Annotated in this window: 10 protein-coding genes; all 10 read left to right on the forward strand. The window is 41.8% G+C overall.

The window, feature by feature from the left end:
• Positions 1–13: 13 nt before the first annotated feature.
• The 10 genes from ftsI to ftsQ are packed head-to-tail and all read left to right on the forward strand — an operon-like array spanning position 14 to position 12,531.
• Positions 14–1,783 (forward strand): peptidoglycan glycosyltransferase FtsI, encoded by a 1,770-nt coding sequence (gene ftsI / locus H1X92_RS02665; RefSeq protein ID WP_180558722.1) that lies wholly within the window; start codon positions 14–16, stop codon positions 1,781–1,783.
• Positions 1,770–3,257, forward strand: coding sequence for a UDP-N-acetylmuramoyl-L-alanyl-D-glutamate--2,6-diaminopimelate ligase (gene murE, locus H1X92_RS02670; RefSeq protein ID WP_180558723.1), 1,488 nt, complete (start codon positions 1,770–1,772; stop codon positions 3,255–3,257). Before ftsI ends, murE begins: the two co-directional genes overlap by 14 nt.
• Complete coding sequence (gene murF / locus H1X92_RS02675; protein ID WP_180558724.1) at positions 3,254–4,636, forward strand: UDP-N-acetylmuramoyl-tripeptide--D-alanyl-D-alanine ligase; 1,383 nt, start codon at positions 3,254–3,256, stop codon at positions 4,634–4,636. The genes murE and murF overlap by 4 nt, the downstream gene beginning before the upstream one ends.
• On the forward strand, positions 4,630–5,712 hold the full coding sequence (gene mraY, locus H1X92_RS02680) for a phospho-N-acetylmuramoyl-pentapeptide-transferase (RefSeq protein ID WP_180558725.1): 1,083 nt from the start codon (positions 4,630–4,632) through the stop codon (positions 5,710–5,712). Before murF ends, mraY begins: the two co-directional genes overlap by 7 nt.
• Positions 5,713–5,716: 4 nt before the next feature.
• Entirely contained in the window at positions 5,717–7,027 is a 1,311-nt protein-coding gene (murD, locus tag H1X92_RS02685) for a UDP-N-acetylmuramoyl-L-alanine--D-glutamate ligase (RefSeq protein ID WP_180558726.1), read from the forward strand.
• Positions 7,024–8,217, forward strand: a complete 1,194-nt coding sequence (ftsW, locus tag H1X92_RS02690) for a cell division protein FtsW (RefSeq protein ID WP_180558727.1) — start codon at positions 7,024–7,026, stop codon at positions 8,215–8,217. Before murD ends, ftsW begins: the two co-directional genes overlap by 4 nt.
• Positions 8,214–9,281 (forward strand): undecaprenyldiphospho-muramoylpentapeptide beta-N-acetylglucosaminyltransferase, encoded by a 1,068-nt coding sequence (gene murG, locus H1X92_RS02695; protein ID WP_180558728.1) that lies wholly within the window; start codon positions 8,214–8,216, stop codon positions 9,279–9,281. Before ftsW ends, murG begins: the two co-directional genes overlap by 4 nt.
• 59 nt (positions 9,282–9,340) lie before the next feature.
• On the forward strand, positions 9,341–10,819 hold the full coding sequence (murC, locus tag H1X92_RS02700; protein WP_180558729.1) for a UDP-N-acetylmuramate--L-alanine ligase: 1,479 nt from the start codon (positions 9,341–9,343) through the stop codon (positions 10,817–10,819).
• The gene (locus H1X92_RS02705; protein WP_180558730.1) at positions 10,812–11,732 is read left to right on the forward strand and encodes a D-alanine--D-alanine ligase; all 921 of its coding nucleotides are present in this window, start codon (positions 10,812–10,814) and stop codon (positions 11,730–11,732) included. Before murC ends, H1X92_RS02705 begins: the two co-directional genes overlap by 8 nt.
• Position 11,733: 1 nt before the next feature.
• Positions 11,734–12,531, forward strand: a complete 798-nt coding sequence (gene ftsQ / locus H1X92_RS02710) for a cell division protein FtsQ (protein WP_180558731.1) — start codon at positions 11,734–11,736, stop codon at positions 12,529–12,531.
• The last annotated feature ends 40 nt before the right edge of the window (positions 12,532–12,571 follow it).

Genomic DNA, 12,571 nt, shown 5'->3' on the forward strand with positions numbered 1-12,571 from the left:
ATAGGTAAACAACATGAAGCCTGCGCGCTCAGTGAAGTATAGACGACGGTACGAAGAAAAAGTCAGCTATGTCAGCTGGCGCTTCTTGCTATTGTGCGCGGGTATAGGATTAGCATTAATTGGTCTGATTGTTCGTGTTACTTATTTGCAAGTTATTAATCAGGAAGAGCTGGTTAGAGAAGGTGATATGCGTTCGCTTCGCGTTCAGAAAGTGACGGCTGCACGCGGCATGATAAGTGATCGTGAGGGACGCCAACTGGCAGTAAGTGTTCCGGTTTATGCTATTTGGGCTGATCCGAAAATAATTTATGAAAATGGTGGATTAACCAATGATGAACGTTGGCAAGCATTAGCGGATGAGTTAAGGATACCGCTAGAACAAGTCAACCATAAACTTAGTCTTAACGCTAACAGTCGGTTTGTCTATTTAGCTCGTCAAGTGAATCCATCGGTTGGTGAATATATTGGCAAATTAAAAATAGCAGGTATTTATCTGCGTAAAGAGTCGCGTCGTTATTATCCTTCGGGTCCAGTAGCTGCTCATTTAATTGGGGTGACAGATATTGATGGGCAGGGAATTGAAGGGATTGAAAAAAGCTTTAACTATCTGCTAACGGGAGCGCCAGGCGAAAGGATAGTACGTAAAGATCGTTATGGGCGCGTTATCGAAGATATTTCTTCCATTGATAAACAAGTTGCTCACGACTTGGTATTAAGTATTGATGAACGCATACAGTCGTTGGTTTATCGAGAATTAACGCACAGTGTAATGGAAAATAAAGCTGAGTCAGGTACTGCTATTTTGGTAGATGTTCACACGGGTGAGGTTTTGGCGATGGCCAATAGTCCATCCTATAACCCGAATAATCTTGCTGGTACCCCAACTGAAGTTATGCGTAACCGAGCGATCACCGATGTATTTGAACCCGGCTCAACGGTCAAACCAATGGTGATTGTCAGTGCTTTAAATAATGGAATTATTAAAGCCAATAGTGTGTTAAATACTCAACCCTATATGATAAGTGGTCATGAAATTAAAGATGTAGCAAGGTATAGTGAATTATCAGTTACCGGTATTTTACAAAAATCAAGTAATGTGGGTGTTTCAAAGTTAGCATTAGCCATGCCTGCGGATGAGCTGGTGGATGTTTATGCCCGCTTTGGCTTAGGTAAACCAACAAATTTAGGATTAATTGGGGAAAGTAGTGGCATCTTTCCTAATAAAAAAACGCGGTGGTCTGAATTTGAAAGGGCCACCTTTTCTTTTGGTTATGGGTTAATGGTCACTCCATTACAGTTAGCGCGAGTTTATGCAACAATTGGTAGTTTTGGTATTTTTCGTCCGCTATCAATTACAAAAGTTGATCCGCCGGTATCAGGTGCTCGTATTTTTCCTGAGGGGATTATGCGGACAGTGGTTCACATGATGGAAAGTGTCGCATTGCCTGGTGGTGGTGGTGTCCGCGCCGCAGTGAAGGGTTATCGAATAGCAATTAAGACTGGTACAGCAAAAAAAGTTGGCAATGATGGTCACTATATTAATCAATATATTGCTTATACGGCTGGAGTGGCACCAGCAAGTAACCCTCGCTATGCCCTGGTTGTGATTATCAATGAGCCCACAGCCGGTAAATATTACGGAGGTGCTGTTTCTGCACCCGTATTTGGAACCATTATGGGCGGCGTTTTACGTTTAATGAATGTAGAGCCTGATGCATTGACCTCAGATGATAATGAATTAGTAATCAACAAGATAAAAGAGGATACAGGTGGCAGATCGTAATCTACGCGATTTACTTGCACCACTGGGTGTTAACGCGCCAGATAAGGTGCTACGAGAAATGACGCTTGATAGCCGTAAGGTAGCGGCAGGAGACCTATTTTTAGCAGTTAAAGGCCATCAAACAGATGGACGGCAATATATTTCTCAAGCGATAGCGCAAGGTGTCGCCGCAATCATTGCTGAAGCACAAGGAGAAACAGAAGCTGGAACGATTCGATATCTGCATGGTGTTCCAGTCATTTATATTAATGAACTGAATAAGCAATTATCACTGTTAGCAGGCGAATTTTATCAACATCCAGCCACAAAGTTGCGATTGATTGGTGTAACAGGAACCAATGGTAAAACAACCACAACTCAGCTTATTGCTCAGTGGGCAAAAGGGCTGGGCGAAGTCAGTGCTGTAATGGGCACGGTGGGTAACGGAATGTTAGGACAGATTGTACCTAGTGAAAACACCACCGGCTCAGCGGTTGATATTCAGGCTGAATTGCAGTTGTTGGTTGATAAGCAGGCTACTTTAGTTGCGATGGAAGTCTCCTCACATGGTTTAGTGCAAAGTCGTGTTGCCGCTATTCCTTTTACCGCTGCTGTATTTACTAATTTAAGTCGTGATCACCTTGATTATCATGGTGATATGCAAAATTATGCAGCGGCAAAATGGTTATTATTTTCAACCCATAAATCTGATAAACAGATTATCAATGTGGATGATGATACGGGTTTGCAGTGGCTTGAAAGATTGCCACAGGCATGTGCTGTTTCGATGGAGAAGCGTATACCTACTGATTGGCAAGGGTCTTGGGTATTAGTAGAACAGGTTGAGTATCATGATAGTGGGGCGACTATTCATTTTAATTCAACTTGGGGAAAAGGATCGCTAGAAAGCCCATTAATGGGGGCTTTTAATGTCAATAATGTCATGCTGGCCATGGCGACACTGTTAATGATGGGATATCCATTTAATGCGGTAATAAAATCATCGCATGCCTTACAACCAGTTTGTGGGCGAATGGAAGTCTTCACTTCACCAGGACGGCCAACTGTTGTGGTCGATTATGCTCATACTCCTGATGCGCTCGAAAAAGCATTAAGTGCGCTCCGTCTTCATTGTCGTGGCAGACTTTGGTGTGTATTTGGTTGTGGTGGTGATCGCGACAAGGGTAAACGTGCATTGATGGGGAGTGTGGCTGAACAGTATGCTGATATTGTGGTAGTAACCGATGATAATCCACGTAGTGAAGAGCCAAAAGCCATCATTAATGATATTTTAAGCGGTTTTCTTGACGCTGGGCGGGCAATGCCGATTGTCGGGCGAGTGGAAGCAGTTACTAGTGCCATTATGCAGGCAAATGCTGATGATGTCATATTAATCGCCGGTAAAGGGCATGAAGATTATCAAATTATTGGTGATCGTCGGCTCGATTATTCCGATCGCTTGACGGTAGCACGGTTATTGGGGGTGATGGCATGATCCCTATTTCATTGAAGCATTTGGCTACTGTGACACAAGGTGCCCTGCAGCAAATAAATGATCGACAGGCAGCCAGTTTGTGGCTTAATGCGGTAACAACAAATAGTCGTCAGCGACCCATTGATGGTCTGTTTATTGCTTTAAAGGGTGAGCATTTTGATGGTCATCATTTTGCTAAAGAGGCTACTGAGGCGGGTGCTAGCGCATTATTAGTTGAGCGGCCATTACCTATTCATTGTCCGCAAGTTGTTGTTGAAGATACGCGCTTAGCAATGGGAAAGTTAGCCGCTTGGGTTCGATCGCATAGTAAAGCTAAGGTTATTGGGCTAACGGGTTCTTCTGGCAAAACCTCGGTTAAAGAGATGGTGGCCGCCATTCTCTCTCAATGCGGCGGGACACTTTTTACTGAAGGTAATTTGAATAATGATATTGGTGTGCCCTTAACGTTATTTCGTTTGACGGCAGAGCACCAGTATGCAGTGATTGAAATGGGAGCCAATCATATTGGTGAAATTGCCTATACAACTAATATGGTTAGACCGGATAGCGTATTAGTCAATAATTTATTTGCTGCCCATCTTGAAGGTTTTGGTTCACTTGCCGGTGTTGCTATAGCAAAGGGCGAGATTTTTCAGGGATTAGCAGAACAAGGAACAGCGGTTATTAATTTGGCTAGCCATGATTGGAAAAATTGGCAATCGTATTTTAAGCAACAACAAACCATTTGGCGTTTTTCGCTAACAAAACAGCAACAGGCTGATTTTTATGCGGAAAATATTACCACCAAATCAACAGGTAGCGAATTTGAGCTGCATACACCAACTGGTGTGATCTCAATATTTTTACCCTTGCCAGGTACACATAATATTGCCAATGCATTAGCGGCGAGCGCGTTAGCAATGTCAGTGGGGGCAACGCTTAAGCAGGTTAGTCTTGGTTTGGCACATGTTCGGCCAGTAACAGGGCGTTTATATCCGATTCATCTAGCGCCCGGTAAACTTATTTTAGATGACACTTACAATGCTAATACCGGCTCTATGATTGCTGCCGCCGATGTTTTATCCCAAATGCCCGGCTACCGTATTTTGGTTGTTGGTGATATGGGGGAATTAGGCGATAAGACTGAAAAATGTCATCAGGAGGTCGGTGAGGCGACTCGCCAAATGAAACTTGATCGAGTGTTAAGTGTCGGTCAACAAAGTGTCATTATTAGCCAGCACAGCGGTTGTGGTGAGCATTTTGCTACTAAAAAAGAGTTAATTGCGAAACTGATCCCATTAATAAAAGAACACGAAACCGTATCAGTTTTAGTTAAAGGTTCGCGCAGTACAGCAATGGAAGAAGTTGTACACGCCTTACAGGAGTGCTTTTTATGTTAGTCTGGTTAGCCGAATATTTAGTTAAATATTTTTCTGGCTTTAATCTTTTCTCCTATTTGACATTTCGGGCTATTACCAGTTTGTTAACGGCTTTGGTGATTGCGTTATGGATGGGACCTCATTTGATTTCCTTTTTGCAAAAATTGCAAATAGGTCAAGTTGTACGTGATGAAGGTCCCGAATCGCATTTTAGTAAACGCGGCACACCTACCATGGGAGGTGTGTTGATTTTATCTTCTATTGTAATTTCAGTCATGTTATGGGCGCGATTAAATAATCCCTATGTTTGGTGCGTATTAGTCGTTTTGTTGGGATATGGTGTTATTGGCTTTATTGATGATTATCGTAAAGTGGTGCGTAAAAATTCCCGAGGATTGATCGCTCGTTGGAAATATTTCTGGCAATCCGTGTTGGCTTTGGGTGTCGCATTTGCTTTATATAGCATCGGTAAGGATACGGCAGTCACTCAATTGGTTGTACCCTTTTTTAAAGATGTCATGCCACAACTTGGCCTGTTTTATATTTTACTGACTTATTTTGTGATTGTCGGCACAAGTAATGCAGTTAATTTAACTGATGGATTAGACGGTTTAGCTATTATGCCAACGGTTTTTATTTCGGCCGGCTTTGCACTAGTGGCTTGGGCTACGGGTAATTTTAATTTTGCTAACTATTTAAAAATTCCTTATATCAACCATGCAGGTGAATTAGTCGTGGTTTGTACGACAATTGTGGGTGCCGGTTTGGGATTTTTATGGTTTAACACCTATCCTGCGCAAGTTTTTATGGGGGATGTTGGCTCGTTGGCATTAGGTGGTGCATTGGGGACAATAGCAGTTTTACTAAGGCAAGAATTTTTATTATTGATTATGGGTGGTGTGTTTGTCGTTGAAACTTTATCGGTAATTTTACAAGTAGGATCATTTAAACTGCGTGGGCAACGCATTTTTCGCATGGCACCGATCCATCATCATTACGAATTAAAAGGCTGGCCTGAACCCCGAGTTATTGTGCGTTTTTGGATCATCTCATTAATGTTGGTATTGATTGGGTTAGTAACATTAAAGGTACGTTAATAAAATGGCTAATTATCAGGGCAAAAAAGTCGTTATAATCGGGTTAGGCCAGACAGGTCTATCTTGTGTCGACTTTTTTCTCTCTCGCCAGGTTGTGCCACGCGTCATTGATACCCGAATAACACCGCCAGGTAAAGATAAATTGCCTGCCGAAGTCGACTGCCACTGTGGCAGTTGGAATAGTGAATGGCTAATGGCAGCTGATTTGATTGTTGCTAGTCCGGGTATTTCGCTTGCTACCCCAGAATTAAAAATAGCAGCAGATAAGGGTATTGAAATTATTGGTGATATTGAGCTTTTTTGTCGTGAAACGCATAAACCTATCATTGCTATCACTGGCTCTAATGGTAAAAGTACGGTTACAGCATTGGTTGGTGAAATGGCAAAAGCAGCTAATTGGCGAGTGGCAGTTGGTGGTAACATCGGGACACCGGCGCTGGCATTATTAGCCAAAGATTATGATCTATATGTATTAGAGCTTTCTAGTTTTCAACTGGAAACAACATCCAGTTTACAGGCTGCGGTAGCAACTATATTAAATGTGACAGAAGATCATATGGATAGGTATCCGTTCGGTGTTCAACAATACCGTGCGGCCAAGTTACGAATTTATACTGGTGCTAAAGTTTGTATTATTAATGAACAAGATCCACAAACCTGGCCATCACTCGGACGTGATGCTCGTTGTATAAGTTTTGGCATTAATAGCGGCGATTATCAATTAAATACCCGTTGCCAAGAATTACATATAAAAGGGCAGCCTATTATTAATACCGCTGAAATACGGTTAGTAGGGCAGCATAACTATCTTAATGGAGCGGCTGCACTGGCTTTAGCGGATGCAGTAAAGATTCCGCGTAAAGCTAGTTTAGCGGCATTAACTCAATATGCCGGCTTACCTCATCGTTGCCAATTAGTTCATCAGCATCAAGGTATTCAATGGGTAAATGATTCTAAAGCAACCAACGTTGGCAGTACTGAAGCCGCTTTAAAAGGTTTACAAGTCGCTGGTACGCTTTATTTATTATTGGGTGGAGAGGGAAAATCGGCAGATTTTTCACCATTAAAACCCTATATCGCAGCAAAAAATATTAAATTATGCTGTTTTGGCCGTGATGGTTATCAATTAGCACAGTTAAAACCAAATAGTTTGCTACTAGATACAATGGAACAATGCCTACGCGCCATCGCAGCTGAATTGAAAGACGGTGATATGGTGCTACTTTCACCGGCTTGTGCCAGCTTCGATCAATTTCGTAACTTTGAGCAACGGGGTGAACGATTTAGCCAATTAGCGAAGGAGTTAGGTCAATGATGAAATTTAACTTCAAACAGCTGAAAAATTGGGCTAACGGTGAGCCTGATAATGATGTTCTAGACACGATCCTTTATGATCGTACTTTGGTTTGGCTAACAATAGGTCTAGCTATAATTGGTTTTATTATGGTGACATCTGCTTCAATGCCGGTTGGACAGCGTCTAACGCAAGATCCTTTTTTCTTTGCCAAACGCGATGTTATCTATCTAGCTTTATCATTTGTTTTAGCTTTATCAGTCTTAAATATGCCAATGATCTGGTGGGAAAAATATAACTTTTTATTATTAATCATCGTCTTAATGCTGTTATTAGTGGTACTGGTTGCCGGAAGTTCAGTTAATGGGGCATCTCGCTGGATTAATACTGGTATTGTCCGTATACAGCCAGCTGAGATCGCTAAACTAGCCTTATTCTGCTATGTGTCCAGTTATTTAGTCAGAAAAACCGATGAGGTACGAACACGTTTTTTGGGCTTTATTAAGCCGATGTGCATTCTAATATTGATGGCTATTCTGCTGCTATTGCAACCGGATTTAGGTACAGTAATTGTATTGGTTGTGACAACTTTAGCATTGCTATTCCTTGCGGGGGCGAGATTAGCGCCGTTTATTATTGGTATTGTTATTTGTGCGGTAGGTGTTATTGGCTTAATTTATTTTGAACCTTATCGCTTGCGTCGAATAACCTCTTTCCTCAATCCATGGGCAGATCCTTTTGGTAGCGGCTATCAATTAACACAATCTTTGATGGCATTTGGTCGTGGTGAATTATGGGGCCAAGGTTTAGGTAATTCTATTCAAAAATTAGAATATTTGCCTGAAGCCCATACTGATTTTATTTTCTCGGTTTTAGCGGAAGAACTCGGTTATATCGGTGTTGTATTAGTGCTATTAATGTTATTTTTCGTTGCTTTTCGCAGTATGATGATTGGCAAACGGGCGTTAGATGCAAAGCAACATTTTTCGGGTTATTTAGCTTGTTCAATTGGTATCTGGTTCACTTTCCAAGCGCTGGTTAATGTTGGCGCGGCAGCAGGAATGTTACCAACTAAAGGATTGACATTACCGCTAATTAGCTATGGTGGCTCTAGTCTATTAATTATGTTTATTGCCATTGCTATCTTGTTACGTATCGACTTTGAAACACGCCTTAAGAGAGCGCAAGCATTTGTAAGGAGAACGAAATGAGCCAACCAAAACGCCTCATGGTGATGGCAGGGGGTACCGGAGGACATGTTTTTCCGGGACTAGCGGTGGCTGATTATCTAAAGCAACAAGGCTGGGATATACGCTGGTTAGGCACTGCTGACCGAATGGAGGCAGATTTAGTTCCTAAGCACGGCATTGAGATTGAATTTATAAACATTTCAGGTTTACGTGGTAAAGGTTTTAAAGCATTGCTGCTAGCGCCGTTTAAAATTATTAAAGCTATAAAGCAGGCAAAAGTGATTATGCAGCGTTATCAACCTGATGTCGTATTAGGTATGGGGGGATATGTTTCTAGCCCGGGCGGTGTTGCTGCTTGGCTATGTAATATTCCAATTGTACTGCATGAGCAAAATGGGGTAGCAGGCTTAACCAATCGTTGGTTAGCGAAAATTGCCAAGCGTGTTTTACAGGCATTTCCAAGTGCGTTCCCTAATGCTACGGTCGTAGGAAACCCAGTTCGTGAAGCGGTATTAGCATTACCTGAGCCTGAAGAACGTTTAATTGATCGTGATGGTGCTATTCGAATACTAGTGATAGGTGGTAGTCAAGGAGCAAAAATTTTAAACCAGACATTACCCGAAGTGGCTGCTCAATTAGATGGAAAAGTGACCATTTGGCATCAAGCGGGTAAAGGTGCTCAACAAATGACGGAAACTTTATATAAAAATTTATGTGGTAAATCAGATAATTATAAAGTAACTGAATTTATTGATGATATGGCTGCGGCTTATGCTTGGGCTGATATCATCATTTGCCGCGCAGGTGCTTTAACGGTTAGTGAAGTTGCTGTTGCCGGCTTACCGGCAATTTTTGTTCCTTTCCAGCATAAAGATCGGCAGCAGTACTGGAATGCATTACCGTTAGAGAAGGCGGGTGCCGCGAAAATTGTTGAGCAGGCGCAGTTTTCAACCGATGCGTTGGTAACGCTATTAAATCAATGGTCGCGCCCACAGTTATTAGACATGGCCAAAAAAGCTCGAGCGGCATCGATTACTGATGCAACGAAACGTGTAGCGGCAACCTTAATTGAAGTTGCTAAATGAAATCGATTTTACATTGAAGAATGTTGAAATCAGCGATAGAAAATAGTGAAGAGAATATAGTGAATACACAACAATTAGCCAAATTAAGAGCAACAGTGCCCGAAATGCGTCGGGTTAAGCATATCCATTTTGTTGGCATTGGTGGTGCTGGCATGGGTGGTATTGCTGAAGTATTGGCTAACGAGGGTTATGAAATTAGCGGTTCTGATTTGTTGCCTAACACGGTTACTGAGCAATTAATAGAGCTTGGGGCAAAAATTTATTTTAATCACCGGCCAGAAAATGTAGCAAATGCTTGCGTTGTTGTCGTCTCTACCGCAATAGCAGCGGATAATCCAGAAATTATTGCAGCACGGGAAGCTCGTATTCCAGTCATTCGACGCGCTGAAATGTTGGCGGAATTGATGCGTTTTCGTCATGGAATTGCTATCGCAGGAACTCATGGCAAAACGACTACCACCGCGATGATTGCCAGTATTTATGCCCAGGCAGGGTTAGATCCGACGTTTATCAATGGTGGACTGGTGAAAGCGGCAGGGGTACATGCGCGCTTAGGTACTAGCCGCTATTTGATTGCAGAAGCCGATGAGAGTGATGCCTCTTTCTTACATTTGCAACCGCTAGTCGCTGTTATAACAAATATTGAAGCAGATCACATGGAAACTTATGATGGTGATTTTGAAAAATTAAAACAGACTTTCATCAGTTTCCTCCATAATCTGCCATTTTATGGTCGGGTAGTATTATGTATTGATGATCCGGTGGTGCGTTCGCTGCTACCGCAAATAGGTCGTTATATAACTACTTACGGCTTTAGTGATGACGCAGATGTCCGCATTACATCTTATAGGCAACGAGGCAATCAAGGTTTCTTTACGGTAGCGCGCGAAAATCGAGCAGATTTAGCTTTCATCTTGAATGCACCAGGGCGTCATAATGCATTAAATGCGACTGCGGCTATTGCGGTAGCAACCGAAGAAGGTATTGATGATAGAGCTATTTTAACGGCATTAAAAAAATTTCAAGGAACGGGGCGCCGTTTTGATTTGTTAGGCAATTTTCCTTTAACTGATGTTAATGGTAAAAAAGGTAGCGTTATGCTGGTGGATGATTATGGTCATCATCCAACAGAAGTTGATGCTACTATTAAAGCAGCAAAAGAAGGATGGCCAGATAAACGTATCGTGATGGTTTTTCAACCTCACAGATATACGCGTACGCGTGATTTGTATGATGATTTTGCCAATATTTTAGAACAGGTAGATGTATTGGTCATGTTAGATGTCTATCCGGCAGGAGAGGAACCTATCCTTGGTGCTGATAGTCGATCATTATGTCGGACAATTCGCAATCGAGGCAAATTAGATCCTATTTTTGTCGCAGAGCATGACCAAATTAGTGAAACATTAGCAAAAATTATAGAAGATAACGACCTGATACTTATACAGGGAGCTGGGAATATCGGCAAAATAGCACGTAATTTGGCTGATACAAATTTACGGCCACTATCAACCAGTGAGGAAAAGTATCATGGCTGATAAAGTTGCCGTGCTTTTGGGCGGAAATTCGGCCGAAAGAGAGGTGTCACTGCAATCGGGTGAAGCAGTAGTGAATGGCCTACGTGATGCTGGAATAGATGCGTATCCAGTTGATATTAAAGATTTTGCTGTCATCAAATTAAAAGAAGCCGGTTATAATAAAGTTTTTATTGCCTTACATGGTCGCGGTGGTGAAGATGGGACGGTGCAAGGGGTGTTAGAATTTTTAGGCTTACCCTATACCGGCAGTGGTGTTCTAGCTTCATCACTTTCAATGGATAAGTTACGTACTAAACAGTTATGGGCGGGTATAGGTTTGCCGATTGCACCCTATATTGCACTAGACAAACAACAGTTAGCCATCTTGTCAGATGAAATGCTTTTTGAGTCAGTTTGTCATTTGGGTTTACCGCTTATTGTAAAACCAAGCCTTGAAGGTTCAAGCGTTGGTATGAGTAAAGTAACCACTTTGTCTGAATTAAGAATAGCGCTAGAGTTTGCTTTTCGTTATGACAAACAGGTGCTGATTGAGAAATTGCTAAATGGGCCCGAATATACGGTGGCAATTGTCGGCGAGCAGGTACTGCCTTCAATTCGTATTCAACCAGTAGGCGTTTTTTATGATTATGATGCAAAATATCTCTCTAATGAGACACAATATTTCTGTCCTAGTGGGTTAAAAGCTGAAGAAGAAGAGCAATTGAATGAATTAGCGTTAGCAGCTTATAAGGCGGTTGGTTGTACTGGTTGGGGGCGTGTTGATGTCATGAGAGATAATAATGGTATTTTTTATTTACTAGAAATTAATACCTCACCGGGAATGACCGGTCATAGTTTGGTACCCATGGCTGCGAAACAAGCCGGAATGACTTTTTCACAGCTAGTTAAAAAGATTTTGGAATTGGCGGACTGATATGCCGCAGGCATCACTGAACGTTCGGAATAAAGAGTCTAAAGAGCATCGGAACGATGGTGGCCGAAGTAATGGTTCTTATTTGGCAGGCGTTATTTTCTTCTTGATAGTATTGGGTACTATTATATGGAGTGGGTGGATGGTGTTAAATTGGATGAAAGATGTCAATCGATTACCGATTTCCAAGCTGGTGATCACTGGCGAACGCCATTACACCCGTGATGATAATGTTAGAAAAGCAATATTGGCACTGGGTATGCCGGGTACATTTATGACTATAGATGTGAATGCGATCCAGAATCAAATAAAAACCATGCCGTGGATAAGACAAGTTACGGTACGTAAACAATGGCCGGATGAACTAAAAATTCATCTAGTAGAATATAAACCTTATGCCAAATGGAATGATACTTTTTTTATCAATGCAGAAGGCTCAGTTTTTAGCTTACCAGCATTACTAAATGTTAAAGGTAATTTCCTGATGTTATATGGTCCACAAGCTAGCCAGCATGAGGTATTAGAGATGTATCGAGTAATGCAACAGCAACTGGCGCCACATAATTTTAGTATTAAATCAGTATCGATGACGGCACGACGCGCGTGGCAATTAGTTTTAGCCAATGATATTCGATTGAATATTGGTAAACAGGATATTAAAGAGCGATTAAACCGTTTTGTTGAACTTTATCCACTATTAAAACAAGTGACAGATAAACGTATTGGATATATAGATTTGCGATATGGTAGCGGTGCAGCAGTAGGTTGGTTACCACTTTTAGCCGAATCTACCACACACTGAGTTGAAAGAGTTTGAGACTGCTGATTGATCAGATACAGGC

The sequence above is a fragment of the Arsenophonus endosymbiont of Apis mellifera genome (genome assembly GCF_903968575.1).
In the GTDB taxonomy this organism is placed as follows: domain Bacteria; phylum Pseudomonadota; class Gammaproteobacteria; order Enterobacterales; family Enterobacteriaceae; genus Arsenophonus; species Arsenophonus apicola.